The organism is Clostridium sp. (genome assembly GCF_017888565.1).
Classification (GTDB): Bacteria; Bacillota; Clostridia; order Clostridiales; family Clostridiaceae; genus Clostridium.
In genome coordinates, this window is sequence record NZ_JAGHFX010000083.1 from 118,962 (window position 1) to 135,559 (window position 16,598).

Consider the following 16,598-nt stretch of genomic DNA (forward strand, 5'->3'; position numbering starts at 1 on the left):
TCCTGAGACAATAGACAATAGATAATTGACAACTTATAATTGATATTTGACAATTGATAATTGCAGTTGAACTTCTCCGAAACTCTAAAGTTAATTCACTTTCTAATGAACAATTTATAATTGACAATAAACAATTAATGAAGAGTTAAGAGTGAAACGTTATGGATATTTTACTATGCAAAACTTAATTTACTATGCAGAACTTAAAATATAAGTTCAAAGTCTTTCTATCTAAAAATCCATTAAGGATTTTTTCCCATAACTCTTTCCCTCTTCACTTTTAACTATTCACTACTCAGCTTTTCACTTTTAACTATTCTTCTTTTAACTAATTCGCTTCTGCTTTGTCATCTTTGTTTTTCTTGAACTTTAATGCCACCAATCCTAGCATTGATGCTGCTAATATTCCGTAAACATATAAGATAGATGAGTCTCCTGTATTTACAGAAGTATTTCCTTTGCCTGTTGAATTTGTGCTATTGCTGCTTGTACCACCACTTGTACCATTTCCAGAGTTACCTCCATTATCGCTTGCACTACCGTTTCCATTATTATTTCCAGTGCTTCCAGTCCCATTACCTGAAGTTCCATTATTGCTATCTAATACTATAACTTTAGATTCAAAAGTTTTAATTGCTTCTTTTAATTTAACAGCTTCTTCATCTACAACTGTTTGGCTTACATCATCTGAAGCAAATATTACCTTTGCTTCATTTATAGCAGCTAAAAGTGCTTCTTTATCTTCTGCTTTATAATTTCCATTCTCACTTCCTACAACTGCTTTATCAGCAAGTTTTGTAGCTTCTTCAATAATAGTATTTAATTGATTTTTATTTCCTTGTAATACAAGTGAATTCATAGATGTATTTAAATCTGTATAAGCCTTAGTAATTATTTCTGATGTTGCATCAGCTTGATTTGAAATAGCCTTTGCATTAGTAAGTGCTCCTTCAAAAACAGTCCATGTTGATGATGTGTAATCCACTTTAACTTTTTCTTCTGCTCTCTTTATTAAATCTACTAAGTTTGTCTTATCAAGAGATTTGACTATAGTATATGTTTCATCTATTTTTTCCATATTATCTGTTCTATAAGTGCTTATAGATAAACTAACTTCATCAACGCTTATATTAGAGAAAGTTGGTACATCTTCTTGCCATCTATTAGCTATATAAGCTTGTTGTCTTGGAACATTATCATAATACTTACTACCAGATGCAGAGTTTGCTGTTATATAAAGTATTCCCTCAGGATCAACTACTTTTCCAGATTCAATGTTAAGATCAGTAACTACAGCATTTTCATCTTCAATACTCTTTAAGTAATCTAAATAAGTCTTATCTGTAACTAAGTTAGTATATCCACTTTCAAATTCTTGTTCAAAAAAGCCTTCATATTCATCATCACTTATTAGCTTTTCTTCATCCAGTACTCCACCCTTTAATATTTTAGATCTTGAATAAGTGTGATCATGTCCAGTTAAAACAAGATCTATATTATTTTCTTCAAATATAGGAACTAAGGCATATCTAAGTTCAACTATTTCTGGCTCATTTGAGTGTTCTCCAGATCCATAAATATCATGGTGAATTGTAACAACTCTCCATGTTGAATCCTTAGAATTACTAACTGCCTCTTCTATAAATTGCTTATGCTCTGCTATATTTCTATTATTTGTATTCAAATTAATAAATAGTGTATTTCCATATGTGTAGTAGTAGTTACCCCCACCTACTGTTTTTCCTAATTCACTTGCATTTGGGTTATTAAAATGATAAGAATAATTTCCACTTACAGCATCATGATTTCCAAGAGTAGTTGCTGTTGGTAAAGACTTTAATGCATCAGGACTTAAATATCCTACATATTCAATTTCATTTTCAGTATAAGCTAAAGCTTCCTCTGTAGTAGCTTTTTTATTTCTAATAGAAACTTGATCTCCTGCTGAAATCATAAAACTTGCATTAGGAACTAAAGATAATGCCTTATTTAAAGTATTGTTCCAGTTAAAGCTATCATTTCTTGCAGATTTATCTTGTCCCATAGCATTACTTTCACCAGTAGCTGTATTATTTAATGATGAACCAATTTGAGGATCTCCAACTAATATAAAATTAAATTTATTCGTATTTTGAGTATTAATTTCTACTGCCTCACTCCAATTTCCATTTGTACCATAGCTATAAAAATATTTAGTACTATTTTCAAGTCCAGTTACAGTAACCTTATTAGATAAATACCCAGGAACTGCATTACTTTGTGTTCCTTCAAATTCAATAGCATTGCTCATCTCCTTACTCTTACTTATTTTAACTTTTGGAGATGTTTCCCCCGCCTTCGAATACCAAGCAAAATTAAGCTCACTTTCATTTTTTCCTGGTGATATGGATAATTGTGTCCAGTCATTTTTAATAGTTTCCCATTTTTCACACCAAGCTTCCCAAGCTCCATTTTTTGCTTCCTCTGTTTGAGATGCTTCAGTCCAACCATCATTTTCAGCTGCAAATACAATATCACTTGTAGATGCCATCATAACAGCTATCATTATAGATGCCATTACTCTCTTAGTTCTTTTTATCATTTATAAATCCCCCCTCAATGTTCTTACAAGTGGATTATATATTAATAAATTTAAATTTTGGTAGTTTTTAACACTTTTTAACTTAAGCTTTACCACGCCTTTACCCCTGTTAAATTAATCTAAAATACTTAACATATATTTTACTTACAAATTATAAAAAGCCCATAGTAGAAAATTTATAGTATTCTACTAGGAGCTTTTATATGAATATCCTCCCACATATTATCTAAAATAATATCTGCGTAATCCATAATCTTTTCAACTTCATCTGATAACTCTATTAATTTATCATCAGTTGCATCTATAAGTACCTTCTTAAAGCTTTGTTTATTGAATATGTTTTTTTAATTAGAATCAACACTAACTTGATAGTTAAACTCCAAATTATTTGCTAATAATACTGAATTTGTCATACTAATGACCTCCTCATTTACTATATATGCAATTATGAAAAGGCTTTTAATAATTTTATGGACATTTTTATTGAACTACTAAAAGTTTCTCTCTCATATCGAAACTATACTCTTCTATATCACTTGAATTTAGCTTTAACGAATAGACTCCCAAAGAAACTAAATCTTTAATTGATAAACTAGTTTCAATATTAGTCATTATTTCAGATATAGTATTTATAAAATCTTTCTTTGAAAGCTCAAATACATTATCTAGTAATATTTTTAAAACCCTTTTTAATCTTTTTGATTTATCTGCTCCCACATAGTCAAGTGTTAAATATTCAATAATTTTTTCACCATTAAATATATATGTATTGCTTTCATTCATTTCTAATTTTAACAATCTTGCTTCTCTTGCTGTTATCCTTAAATTTAATCCATTTATTTTATCTACATACTCTTTTATTATCCTATAATCAAATTTAATATAATTATTTATAGATAAACTATTCTCTAAATTAAGTAACTTTATAGTTTCTATCTCACCATTTTTATTATAAAATTCACTCAATTCCTTCTTATTCATATAAAAATTAGCTATTTTAACTTTATTTTTTTCTTTATTGAAATTTAACATCAATAAATTTTCATAAGTATTATTATTTAATATAAATATAGATAAATCTTCATTTTCATTATTATAACACTTTAAATCCTCATTAATTTTTGTTCTCTTCACATTTGATACATGTGTACAAATATATCCTGCACCTAATGTTAATAATAATTTTTTATTTGACAATTACATTCATCTCCTAGCCTAAGTTATATAATTCATTTATAATTTAATGTTTTTTGATAGTATTACTAAATCAAAAATAGACAAGCTTTTTTTGCTATTTCACTGAAAGGAAATAAAACAGGTGTAAGTTTAAGTAAAGCTACTATAATTCTAAAAGAATGGACTATTAAATTAAATACAACAAGTGCTAATACACCTGCTTTAAGTTTAAGTGGGAAATACTATAAGAGTTAAGTTATCTAATTCTAATGGTAGTAATATAGGTTATCGTTTTACTAATAAGGATATATCTTTAGAAAGTATTATATCTCTTAATTTAAATGCTAATAAATATACTTGTAATTTAGGTAGTAATGTTGAATATGCTTTATATGTTTGTTCTAACGGTAATTGGAGTTTAGTTAAAGATTTTTCTTCTTCAAATACTTTTTTATACAAATCTTCTACTTCTGTTTCCTACTAATTAGAAGCTTCGGTGAGAAGTAATTATGATTATTCTGATAAATATTATAAGGATATTGAATTCATTCCAAAGTAATCTAATATAAAAATAAGTATTTTTTAATTTAATAATTACCATTAAAATATCCCAGTAAATCAAAATAACCTCTTTACTGGGAATTAATTTTCTTATTTTCGAATATATTATTTAAACAAATTATAAAATTTTATACCTTTTCTAATTTAAAACCTATTTTAAATTTAAATGATATTATTCTTTCTTCTTTATCCTTAATAAACCACATTAATTCATAATCACCTATCTTATCTATATTAAACTCAAAATAAGGATTATTTTTATAAAATATTTTTTCTACAACTTCTCCATCACAAAATAAATATCATGCATATTTACATGTTAAATTAATTACATTACTATATGTAATTAATTTATTTTTTAATAATTTAATATCTACCAAATCTTTATTTAATATATCTATGTAATTCTTAACATTAAATTCATCATTAATTTTTATATTACAAGGTAAATTTATTTTTGAATGAACATGTTTCCCTAATATAATATCATTTATAATTAATGGTAATTCAGTTTTGAATATATCACCGATTGTCCCATGATCTCCATAAAAAATTTCCAAATTTATATTCGATTTGAAATTATTCTTTTCTACAAATGGAATTATATGCTCAGTTAAATGATAATCTTTTCTACCGCATAATAAATAAATATTACTAAAATCCTCTAAATTTAATTCTATAATTTTTTCGTCATATGACTTTAAATTACTTTTCTCTCCTTTTATACATTTTAATATTTCTTTATTATTTAATTTATTTAAGTATTTCTCTAAAAATATTTGAGGAGCACCTGCAATTATATTATTAAATTTATATTTTATTCCAAAATACAAAGCAGCAAAACCACCTTTAGATGTTCCTCCAAGTATAACATTACTTTTATTTATATTTAATATATTTGTTACATGATTTATTAATTTAATTACTGAATCTTCTATAGAAGAATCACCATTTTCTCCAAGATACCAGCATCCTCTTCCATCATATCCATATGAATCTGATATATATAGCTGATTTATATTAGTTTCTTGTAATGATAAAGTATAATTATACGGTGCTTTAATTGTTGGATGAACTGAATATCCTGAGAACATAACAACTAAAAAATCACTTTCTTTTTTCTTTAATAGATACTTAATTTCTTTATCTCTATTATAATATATTTGCTCTCCTATCATAAAACTCCTCTTTTCTCTAATAATTACCTATTTTACTTTTAATAATTAATAGTAAAAATATTATTTTTAAAATAATTTTCAATATCTTTTTTAGTAAACTCACTGTTTTCACTAATATCTTTATGTTCTAGTGCTACATAAAATTTATTATTAACATATAAATCTCCAAATCCAGACTTATCTATTTTTTCTACTGGTAAAACATTGATTCTATTTTTATTACAAAATATTTTGTAATTATTACCTATTAAATTCTTATGTATTTTTTTCTCATATCTAAATAAGCTATACCCATTTCTTCTTGAGAACTCTATCCAATTCTCATCTCTTATTTCAATAATATTTTGAAATTCATTATTAACTTTTATCTGATTTTTTATTATATTTATAGTCTTATTTTTTGATAATGGATTATGATCCTCAGCCTTATTATAATATAGTTTTATATCTATCTCTGTATAAAAAATCCTTTCCTCCAAATCCTTTAAAGAATTGATAAATGGATAAAATTGATTTTTCATGTCAAAATTGCAAGCTATATTTTGATAATAAACTATCCTAGGTATATACTCTTCTCTCTTAAACATATCAATTACACTAATTCGTTCTTTATTAAGTTCAAAAATAACTTCAATATTTTCATTAGGATAAATTTTCATAAATAATTTTTTAATTTGACTTACATAATATCTACTTATATCCACTTGAGGATTATTAACTAAAGCAATACTTCCTTTTAAAAAAGTTGCTAACATAATAGCCATAAACCCTCCACCAGAACTTCCATAAATTATAGTGTTTTTTTTTCTCTATAGACATTATATTAATTAACTGTTCTAATATTTTATGTATTATCTCTAAATAATGTTTTTCTTTAGTTCCATATCCCCATCCTAAAGTTATATCAGTCAAATACAATGTTGGATCATTATAATAAATAATATTCTCATCAAACTCATTCTTCCATGAATATCTATGAAATATAGGTGGATTCAATTTGTTTATATCATACGCTCCAGAGCCAAATATAAGTAAATTATTTGAATATATTCTTCTTTTTATTAAAAATTCAAATTTTACTCCATTTCTATTTACAACTAGAAAAAATTCTTCATTTTTATCTAAACTTAAATTATTTAATTCATTAAAATCTATTTCTATTTTTCTATTATACACAAAACTAATCCTCCATTAATATATATTTATATCCGGTTAATTTCATATTTTTTGCTCATACATAACTATAAATTATTCTTACAAATAAAAAATCAAAAATATGTCCTAATAATACTACTATATTATAGCTTATTAGGACATATTTCCACTATTCACTAATACAAAAACTAACTTTTCATATTTATCACTATTTATACATGTTAGTTATTATATATTAATTAAAATACTTCTTCACTATACTAATAATCCTATCACAAGCTTTTCCATCTCCATATGGATTTGTTGCATGTGCCATCTTATTATATTCCTCTTCACTGTTTATTAATACATTTCCTATTGTATATATATTTTCTTCTTCTATTCCTGCTAATTTAACTGTTCCTGCTTCTACTGCTTCTGGTCTTTCAGTCTCTGTTCTAAGTACCATTACTGGCTTTCCTAAAGCAGGTGCTTCTTCTTGTATCCCCCCTGAATCTGTCATTATTAAATAGCATTTTGACATAAGATTAGCAAAGTCAACATATTCAAGTGGTTCTATTAATAATACTTTATCTTCAATTCCATCAAAGCTTTTTTTAGCCAAATCTCTTATTAATGGATTTTTATGCATAGGGAATATAACTTTTACTGAATCATTTTCCTCTACTATCCTTCTTGTAGCTGAAAATATAGCTTTCATTGGCTCTCCCCAATTTTCTCTTCTATGACTTGTTAATAATATTATCTTATTATTTTCAAAATCTACATTATTTAATATATCTTCATCAAACTTATGCTCTTTATTAATTACACTTAATAAAGCATCTATTACGGTATTACCAGTAATATGAATATCCTTACTTATGCCTTCATTTAATAAATTCTTTTCATTACTTTTGGTTGGTGCAAAATGTAATGCTGTTATTGATCCAGTTAACTTTCTATTAACTTCTTCTGGAAAAGGCGAATATATATCCCCACTCCTTAATCCAGCTTCAACATGCCCTACTGGTACTTTATTATAAAAAGCAGCTAATGCAGCGTTTAATGTTGTTGATGTATCACCATGAACCAAAACTATATCTGGATTGCAATCTTTTATTACTTTATCAACTCCTAATAAAACCTTATTAGAGACATCTACAATAGTTTGTTCATGTGTCATTATATTTAAATCATATTGCGGCTTTACATCAAAAATTTCTGTAACTGAGTCTAACATTTCTCTATGTTGTGCTGTTACGCAAACTATAGATTCTATTTTATTATCTTTTTCTAATTTTTTTACTAAGGGACACATTTTTATAGCTTCAGGTCTCGTCCCAAAAACACTTAATACTTTTATTTTATTCATTAATATACCTCATTTATCAAAATTACATATTAGCTAATTTTATCTTTAATAAAAATATTCACTACATCATCATATTTCTTATTTTTACACATCTTATAAAAATTATTTATTTGCGGTTCATTAAACTCTACAAACGGCCTATATAAATCTAATATTTCTTCTAGTATTTTAATTGAATCTATGGCATCTTCTTCTTTTACTTTTTTTAACTTATCAAAATACCATCTAGTTACATAAAAATCAAATCTTGTTTTTATATATCCATCAATTAGATCATATTCTTTATATTTATCTATTCTTAATTTTTCTAAAGTTAAATATCTTTCATAAAACCTTTTTGTAATTGCATTAACACTTGATCCCTCTACTGCTGCATAATAAATATGTATATATAAATTTACAGCCTTTACTTTATCTGCACACAGTACTAATTCTTGAAAAAATATTGTATCTTCTCCGAAGACCCCTTCTATCATCTTCAAATTATTTTTTTCTATTAACTCTCTTTTAAATAATAATGCTTGTATACTCATTACGTAAAATTTTGATTTTATTAAAAATTCTTTTTTGTCTCCAGTTAATATATCTTTTCTATTATTATATGTTAACATTACATTATGAAAATTAAATCCCATTTGAGATGTATCTAATTTATCCATTCCACCTATAACTAAATCTAAGTCTGTTCCATTTATATTATCATATAATACTTTATATCCATCATTTATAGCTTCATTATCAGGATCTAAATATGTGATATATTTTGCTGTTGACATTTCAAATCCTTTATTTCTTGGTCTTGATGCACTTCCACTTCCACCGTCATCATATAAATATGTCTTTACATTTTTATATTTTGAATCTATATACTTTACAACATTTTGAGTATAATTATCTGTTGAACCATCATCTACAATAATTATTTCCATATCATTGAAAATACTACTTCTTCTTAAACTATTAAAACATTTGTAAAGTAAGTGATTACCATTATTATATGTAGCTATTATTATTGATAATTTATAATCTTTTTCCTCAAATTCATTTAAATTAGAAGATAATTTTTCATTAAAATCAAATCTATCTATACTATATCCATTTTCTATATTTGAATTTCTTTTTAATCCTTTTAATTGTTTTAATGTAAATGAACTGCTCCAAAAGACTGTCATATGTTTATCTACAATTAGGTTTGTATAATTATGTTCTTTTCCGCTTACTAAAGTTTTACCACTATAATATGAATTTTTAGTAATATAGTCACTATTTGTATATTTAAAAGCATTTATCATATTTTCTAAATAATACATATCATATTCACTATCATTATTAAAAAATGTTATCATATCAAATTGCTTTTTAACTTCATCATTAAATTTATCTTCTAATACTAACTTTTTATTTTTATACGTTTGTTTATCAAACATGTTTAATATATTATCATCAATTTCTTTTACTATAACAGCTATACTTTTTTCTAAAATATTATTATCTATCTTAGCTACTTCTAATACATCCTTTAATCTATCATATGTAGTTTCTTTAGACATAACCATTCTTATTCCATTTACTTGATGTCTATATATTTCTTCTTCTGTGAATCCATTTAATATATCTGAAACCTCATTTTTTCCTGTTACTAAGAATACATTTGGAAATTTATTATTTATTGCTAAATTATAGTTTGAAATTATTATATTTCCTAATGCCTGCAACTCATATACTCTATTGGCAAACATAGATGTACTATATTTTATAGTATTTAAGTTTAATGCCCAATCATAAAGCTTATGAACCTTTTGTAAATCAGAATGTTCTATTTCTGGAGATATAAATTTCAAATATTCTTCTGGGAAAAAATATCTTTCATTTTTTATACTAAAATTTCTATCTATAATTTTCAAATCTTTACCTGAATTTACAACACCATCAAATAGCGTTTTTGTCTCTTTATTTCTATCAGGATACTTTTCATACCATGAACCTGCAAATAGTACCCCCTTTTCTTTTTCTATGCTTCTAAATCCAATTGGATTATGGTAAATAGGGTTTATTCCAAAACTCAGAACTTTAACATTTTCATTATTACAATCATGCTTATAATTTTCCACAACATCATTTTCTGTTGTAAATATATAATCTGCTACTTTAGCATAATCTAAAAATAAATCATAATTTATAGGATCTTCTTTAGAATAAAAAACACATTTAATATTATTTTCCTTATAATAGCTTATTACATCTAAAAGTAACTTTCTAACCTTAGAATTTGGAGTTGCAACTCCACACCATTCTTTGTTTAATCCATTCCATGTAGAAGCTATGAATAATAATTGAACATCTTTCACATGCTCCTTATAATTTTTAGGTGTTATATATATAAAATTTGCAACATCCTTAAATGAATTATATAAAAACTCATCTGCTATAATGCCTATATTTATATTTAATTTTGAATAATATCTACTTCCATTACTAACCGGAATATTTTTCAATTTATCCCTAACTCTGTTTATAAAGTTTAAATCTGAAAGTTCATCTCTTTTTTTGAGATAATTGTTCTTTTTTTCGATATCCATATTATCTACTTTAACTTCTTTACACTTATAATCAACTTTACTCCTATTAAGTTCTTTAACTGTAGCTATATTTTTCTTTTCTTTAATTATATAATCTTTTCCTATTACTTCTTTATACTCTTTTATTTTTTGCTCTTCTTCTGCAATAATTTCTCTTAATTCTTTTCTCAATTTTATTAACGTATTTAATCTTTGTTTTATAGAATTACTATCCATATTTTCTTCTACCTCCTCTTCTTTCTTTCTTTCCAATACCATATAGTTAATTTTCCTAACTTTGAATTACTTAAAGAAAAATATTTTTTATTAATAATATTAAATTGTTTTAATAATTTATCATAAGAATTCAGTAAATACTCTTCTTTTTGATATGAATTTAACAAAACTTTGCTTAACTCTATTTTTTCTTTTCTTAACTCCATCAACTCTTTTAAATGATTTTTCTTAATTCTTTCTTCTTTATTTAAGTTATTGCTTATTGTTTTTAAAAAATATTCTTCTTTTTGATATGAATTTATTAATTTATTAGCTAGATTTATTTTATCTTCTCTTAAGCTGATTATTTCTTGAAAATTTTTATTAATGCTATTACTTATTATCATTATAATAGAGTTGCTAAAATACTTATTTTCTACTTTGAAATTTGAAACCTTATATAAACTTAAAATATCATTTAAATTATTATAAATATTTTTTAAATCTACATAATTTATTATAAGTAATATTTTTTTATCTGGTTTCTTCTCTAATAAAACATCCAATATATTTTTAATTTGATTCGCCATTACATCATCATAATTTATAGTTATAATTTCATAATCTATATCAATTTCTTTCAATTTATAACTTATACTATCTTCATCCAAATCAAGAATATCTACTACCGAAACTCTTTTTTCATTTATAAATTCATTATCTATCCATTTATATTCATCTACTAGATTATTTATAAATTTATTTCTAAATTTTTTTTTCACAGGAATCTCCTCCATACTATATAAAAGAAATCTCTACTATAACTTATATATATTTTCATTAAATATTATATTTCTTGTATCTAAAACTAACTTTCCTTCTAAGCTTTTAATATTTTCTTTAATATGAGTATGACCAACCATAATAACTACTAATTCTACATCATTTATAAAACTTTCGAAATTCATATATTGGCCCTCATATTTTTTCTCTTCTATCCATGGATCATATGTTTTAATTCCTTTTACAAAGTACTTTTCTAGCTTGTCCATTAATTGAACTGTTGGACTTTCTCTCATATCATCAATATCTTCTTTATATGTTAGTCCATATAAACCAACTTTTGATATATCCTCAATTCCATTTTCATTCATTATATCTCTAATTCTATCTATAACAAATTCTGGCATACTATCATTTACTTCTCTAGAACATAATATTACATTAACTAAATCTGGATAATCACCAACTAAAAACCATGGATCTACTGATATACAGTGGCCACCTACTCCTGGTCCAGGTTGAAGGATATTTACTCTTGGATGTTTATTTGCTATTTTTATAAGTTCATATACATCAATATCTTCTCTTCTACAAATCTTAGCTAACTCATTTGCAAAAGCAATATTTATATCTCTAAAAGTATTTTCTACAACTTTACTCATTTCAGCAGTTTTAATATCAGTAACAACTATGTCACCTTTACAGAAACTTTTATACCAATCTCTAACCATCATACCAACTTCTCTATTGTCCGCACCTATAGTTCTTGAGTTGTTTTCTAACTCATATACCATCTTACCAGGTATTATTCTTTCAGGAGCATGTACTAAATGTATGTCCTCACCTATTCTAAAGCCTCTTTCTTCTATAATAGGTCTTATAAATCTATCAATAGTTCCTGGAGATATTGTTGACTCTATTGCTAATATAGTTCCTTTTTCACAAACATCTAATACTGTATTAACAGCAGATATTACATATTTAGGATCTATTTTCTTTGTTTCTTCTATGTATGGTGTAGGAACAGTTATTATATATCTATTTGTTTTTATATATTCCTTTGAAAACTCTATTCCTTTTTCAACTGCATTTCTAAAAAGATCTTCCAGACCATCTTCTTTAAATGTAAGATTACCAGATTTTAATTCATCAACTATTCTTTCATTTAAGTCTGTTCCAACAACATCTATTCCATTAGCTGCAAACATTAATGCTGTTGGCAATCCTATGTATCCTAGTCCTATAATATTTAGTTTTTTCATAATTACTACTCCCTCCAATGATTTATTATTTATTTAAATTTCAATTTAAATACTTCTATAACTTTTTCTATAATTAACCTTTTATATCTATTATCTTTTAATATTTTAGAAAGTTTACTTTCTAAATAATTCGGAAATTCTTTTGCAATATCATTATGATGAGCTATTTCACATTTATCTATTGTTAAATCAAGATTTAATTCTTCTGAAACATATTCAAAACTTTTTAAAACTCTATCATATTGATTGTCTCCATCACTTGTTAATAGATAAATCTTTGATTTATTATTAGAAATTAGTCTTATCAAATTATCATATTTTATTCTATTTGCAATACTTCTATCTCCAAAAATCTCCTCTGCATAAGTTTTAATGCTTAAATCACATAAATACGTTCCTATTTTGTATTGAGGAGCTCCAATTATTATATTTCCAAAATTATATTTCATTCCATAATATAGAGCTGCTGATCCTCCTTTAGAAGACCCTACGCTTATTATATTTTTGAACTTTATATTATTTTCAGAAATTATCTTACATATTAAAGACATTACTGCGGTTTCAATTTCCAAACTGCCATTAAGCCCTAGATAATAAGTACCCTTACTACCATAGTTATCCAATATATAAAGTTTATTACAATCATATGTGCTTAATGTGTTTATATAATTGTACTTAGGTTTATCATTAGAAAAGGCCGAGAATACTATTATCAATTTGTCTTTATTATTAAAAAAAGCTTTTTTAAAATAGTATTTTATTCCTAAATTACTATTATGGATTTTTTCATTATTAAAGTTCTTTTTTGTAGCATTAAAATCTTTAATAATATTATTAATATCTTTTAATATTTTTTTCTCAATCTCTATTTTTCTTTCATCTATATCGCTTATATATAATCCAGAATCTAATCTTTCAATATTTATTCCTGGTAATACCCTAAAGAAAATATCAATTATTTTATCTAAGTGTTTATTAATATTATCCACTAATTTTCTTTCATCATCTGATAACTCTACTTTTTTATTATCTTTAATATAATATTTTTCATCTAATCTAAAATCTAATATTATTATATCCTCAACATTTATACTGCTAAGAAATTTATTTGATATTATCTTTATTGCTTCTTCATATATTCTATAATCTATATTTAATGAGTCTATTTTATTGAAATTAATATTCTTCTTCTTTATTAAATCTTTATATTTCTCTTCTAATATAAAAATATCCTTATAATTAAATAGGTATTTTATCTCATTCAAAAGATTTATAACTAATTTTCCTTCTATATTATTAATATCCTTCAATGTTATAAACTCATCATAATTATCAAATATATCTTTTATAACTTTAATATCACTAATTATACTAAGTAACGATTCATCTATAAAAAGTGATATATCATTATTTAAGTTCTCCCCTAATATCCTAGCTCCATAGCTAACCGTAGTCATAATTTCCACTATTCCTTTATACTAATGATTCTTAATTTATTTTATTATTATGTTCAACACTATTCTATTAATCTAAATTATTATTAGTGTATGCCCACTCAGCTCCAGTCCCCTAATTATTACTAAGTTGTATTAGTTATTCACTATTTCCATTATTGCTTGGTGGTGTTTCTGTTGTTCCTCCTCCACTATTGCTTGGTGGTATTTCTGTTGTTCCTTCTCCATTGTTGCTTGGTGGTGTTTGGGTCGTTCCCCCTCCGCTATTATTTGGTCGTGTTTCCCATTGATTATTCCAAATAGGATCTTCTATATCTTCATATAAGTCATTTTCAATATCTACTTTATCATCTTCTATAACTTCTTCTTCAGAATTTTTATTTAAATATTCCTCATATTTCTTATTTATATTTTTGATAATAGAATTATTTTGTAAAATTCTTGTATCTGTTGTTATAAACTCATAATTCCCCTTATCTGTTATATTTAGTGCTTTTAGAACCGCGTCCTCTACTAAATCACTAAGTAATACAGTTTTATATTTTACTTCTGCTATATCAATTTGTTTATTATTAAATTCATTATAAAAATCACTTAATAGCTCTTTATCAATTTTAGGATACTTTTCTATTATTTCGTTAACTCTCTTTTCAAAATCTTTTTCTTCTAAAGTTAATATGTTTGATAAAATCGCTTCATATATTTCTATATATTTCCCATCTGTGATTTTAATATCATCTTTATTTATAATAATATAATCAGATACCTTAACTTTAAAATTACTCTCTAATATTTCTTTTAATCCATCTATATTTTTCAAATTAGCTAATTTAGATAGTTTATCAATATTATCCTTATAAGAAACTTGTATTTTACCTGGATATACTACTCCATTTAAGCTACTACTTCCTTTAGAGTTTAAAATTAATAGACTATCAATAGTCTGTTCATTTTTCACATTAGATACTACTATTATCATATAATCTTTCACATTAATTTTTTCACTGTTCAAAATTGTAAAATCTTTAATTATATAACTGGATGAAAAAATAGAAGCAAAAGCAATAAATACAATTGAAATTATTGTTGCTAATTTATTAATTTTATTCTGTTGATGAATTTTATTTTTTACTTTTTCCTCTTCATGGAAATCAGCTTTTTTCCATATACTGTATGGTATGAATTTCTTATTTTCTATTAAATAATCTATATATCCTCTTGCTACAAGAATAGATGCAATTCCTGTTACAAAGAAATTAGTAATTATTGAATAAGGGAAATCTATTACAAAGAAATTAATAATTTGAAGTATTAAAATAAAAATAGCATTCTCATATCTCTTTCTTATAATAGAAGGTATAAATCCAAATGCAAAAGTACTTAAATCTATATTAAAAAATACTTCCTTAACAGTATTTTCATTATTTATAAGCGTAACACTTTTTATAACCCTTCCATTTGGTATAAATTTTTTCAAGTTATTATCTATAAGTTTGAAATCTTTTAATAATGAATGTTCTTGATTTTTTAAAACCTCTTTTTTATATTCTACTTTCTCAACTTCACTCATTTTATTTATTTTATTTATATATTCCTGATACTTAGGTAATACTAAATCTACATCCCCATATTCTCTAAGCCTACCATATTCAAGCCATATTGCTTTATTACAAAACTGTTTTACTTGTTGTAATGAATGACTAACAAAAAATATAGTTTTTCCACTTTCCTTAAATTCATTCATCTTATCTAAACACTTTTGTGTAAAAGTAGGATCACCAACAGATAAAGCTTCATCTATTACCAAAATATCCGGATTAGTATAAACTGATATTGCAAAACCAAGTCTTGCTCTCATACCACTTGAATAAGTTCTAAGAGGTTGATTTATAAATTCTCCTATATCTGCAAAATCTATAATTTCTTGCTTTATTTCCTCTATTTCATCTTTTTTATATCCCATCATAAGAGCTTTTAACTCTATATTTTCTATTCCTGATAGGAAATTATTCATCCCAATCCCTATTGCTATTAGTGAAGCCTCTCCGTTAATTTCAATTTCTCCACTTGTTGGCATAGATACTCCACCTAATATGTTAGATAATGTTGACTTTCCCGAACCATTAAGACCTAATAATCCTACTACTTCACCTTTTTCAACCTCAAATGATATGTCTTTAAGAGCATAAAAGGTTTTTCCTGCTCCTTTTGGTAAAATTAAATCTAATAATTTTTCCTTAGAACTAGAATACATTTTATATCCTTTACTTATATTTTTAGCTATAATTGAATATTTATTTTCATTCATACCTTATCCCCT

The 16,598-nt window shown here is 24.9% G+C and carries 12 protein-coding genes; all 12 read right to left on the bottom strand.

Annotation, left to right across the window (positions count from 1 at the left end; genetic code table 11):
- Positions 1-328 precede the first annotated feature (328 nt).
- Positions 329-2,581, bottom strand: a complete 2,253-nt coding sequence (locus J7M87_RS16495) for a metallophosphoesterase (protein WP_291652668.1) — start codon at positions 2,579-2,581, stop codon at positions 329-331.
- Positions 2,582-3,061: 480 nt separating this feature from the next.
- Positions 3,062-3,778 (bottom strand): hypothetical protein, encoded by a 717-nt coding sequence (locus tag J7M87_RS16500; protein ID WP_291652670.1) that lies wholly within the window; start codon positions 3,776-3,778, stop codon positions 3,062-3,064.
- Between the two features lie 264 nt (positions 3,779-4,042).
- Entirely contained in the window at positions 4,043-4,216 is a 174-nt protein-coding gene (locus tag J7M87_RS16505; RefSeq protein ID WP_271833924.1) for a hypothetical protein, read from the bottom strand.
- A gap of 404 nt (positions 4,217-4,620) precedes the next feature.
- Positions 4,621-5,496 carry an accessory Sec system protein Asp2 gene (locus J7M87_RS16510; protein WP_291652674.1) on the bottom strand — a complete coding sequence of 292 codons (876 nt, stop codon included), beginning with the start codon at positions 5,494-5,496 and terminating at the stop codon, positions 4,621-4,623.
- A 38-nt stretch (positions 5,497-5,534) separates the two neighbouring features.
- The gene (locus J7M87_RS16515; protein WP_291652675.1) at positions 5,535-6,260 is read right to left on the bottom strand and encodes a hypothetical protein; all 726 of its coding nucleotides are present in this window, start codon (positions 6,258-6,260) and stop codon (positions 5,535-5,537) included.
- Complete coding sequence (locus J7M87_RS16520) at positions 6,211-6,672, bottom strand: hypothetical protein (protein ID WP_291652677.1); 462 nt, start codon at positions 6,670-6,672, stop codon at positions 6,211-6,213. Before J7M87_RS16520 ends, J7M87_RS16515 begins: the two co-directional genes overlap by 50 nt.
- Positions 6,673-6,886: 214 nt before the next feature.
- Positions 6,887-8,005 (bottom strand): UDP-N-acetylglucosamine 2-epimerase (non-hydrolyzing), encoded by a 1,119-nt coding sequence (gene wecB, locus J7M87_RS16525; protein ID WP_291652679.1) that lies wholly within the window; start codon positions 8,003-8,005, stop codon positions 6,887-6,889.
- A 29-nt stretch (positions 8,006-8,034) separates the two neighbouring features.
- Positions 8,035-10,842, bottom strand: coding sequence for a glycosyltransferase (locus J7M87_RS16530; protein WP_271833938.1), 2,808 nt, complete (start codon positions 10,840-10,842; stop codon positions 8,035-8,037).
- Positions 10,809-11,561: a hypothetical protein gene (locus tag J7M87_RS16535; protein ID WP_291652682.1), complete on the bottom strand. Its 753-nt coding sequence runs from the start codon at positions 11,559-11,561 to the stop codon at positions 10,809-10,811. The genes J7M87_RS16530 and J7M87_RS16535 overlap by 34 nt, the downstream gene beginning before the upstream one ends.
- 36 nt (positions 11,562-11,597) lie before the next feature.
- Entirely contained in the window at positions 11,598-12,824 is a 1,227-nt protein-coding gene (locus tag J7M87_RS16540) for a nucleotide sugar dehydrogenase (protein WP_291652684.1), read from the bottom strand.
- A 29-nt stretch (positions 12,825-12,853) separates the two neighbouring features.
- Positions 12,854-14,281 carry a hypothetical protein gene (locus J7M87_RS16545; RefSeq protein ID WP_291652686.1) on the bottom strand — a complete coding sequence of 476 codons (1,428 nt, stop codon included), beginning with the start codon at positions 14,279-14,281 and terminating at the stop codon, positions 12,854-12,856.
- 136 nt (positions 14,282-14,417) lie between these two features.
- Positions 14,418-16,586: a teichoic acids export ABC transporter ATP-binding subunit TagH gene (gene tagH, locus J7M87_RS16550; RefSeq protein WP_291652689.1), complete on the bottom strand. Its 2,169-nt coding sequence runs from the start codon at positions 16,584-16,586 to the stop codon at positions 14,418-14,420.
- Positions 16,587-16,598: the final 12 nt, after the last annotated feature.

What these genes read in the sequence shown, in the direction of transcription:
- J7M87_RS16495 (WP_291652668.1), bottom strand. Translation starts at nt 2,581, where the DNA reads ATGATAAAAAGAACTAAGAGAGTAATGGCATCTATAATGATAGCTGTT.
- J7M87_RS16510 (WP_291652674.1), bottom strand. Translation starts at nt 5,496, where the DNA reads ATGATAGGAGAGCAAATATATTATAATAGAGATAAAGAAATTAAGTAT.
- J7M87_RS16515 (WP_291652675.1), bottom strand. Translation starts at nt 6,260, where the DNA reads ATGGCTATTATGTTAGCAACTTTTTTAAAAGGAAGTATTGCTTTAGTT.
- wecB (WP_291652679.1), bottom strand. Translation starts at nt 8,005, where the DNA reads ATGAATAAAATAAAAGTATTAAGTGTTTTTGGGACGAGACCTGAAGCT.
- J7M87_RS16530 (WP_271833938.1), bottom strand. Translation starts at nt 10,842, where the DNA reads ATGGTATTGGAAAGAAAGAAAGAAGAGGAGGTAGAAGAAAATATGGAT.
- J7M87_RS16540 (WP_291652684.1), bottom strand. Translation starts at nt 12,824, where the DNA reads ATGAAAAAACTAAATATTATAGGACTAGGATACATAGGATTGCCAACA.
- J7M87_RS16545 (WP_291652686.1), bottom strand. Translation starts at nt 14,281, where the DNA reads ATGACTACGGTTAGCTATGGAGCTAGGATATTAGGGGAGAACTTAAAT.
- tagH (WP_291652689.1), bottom strand. Translation starts at nt 16,586, where the DNA reads ATGAATGAAAATAAATATTCAATTATAGCTAAAAATATAAGTAAAGGA.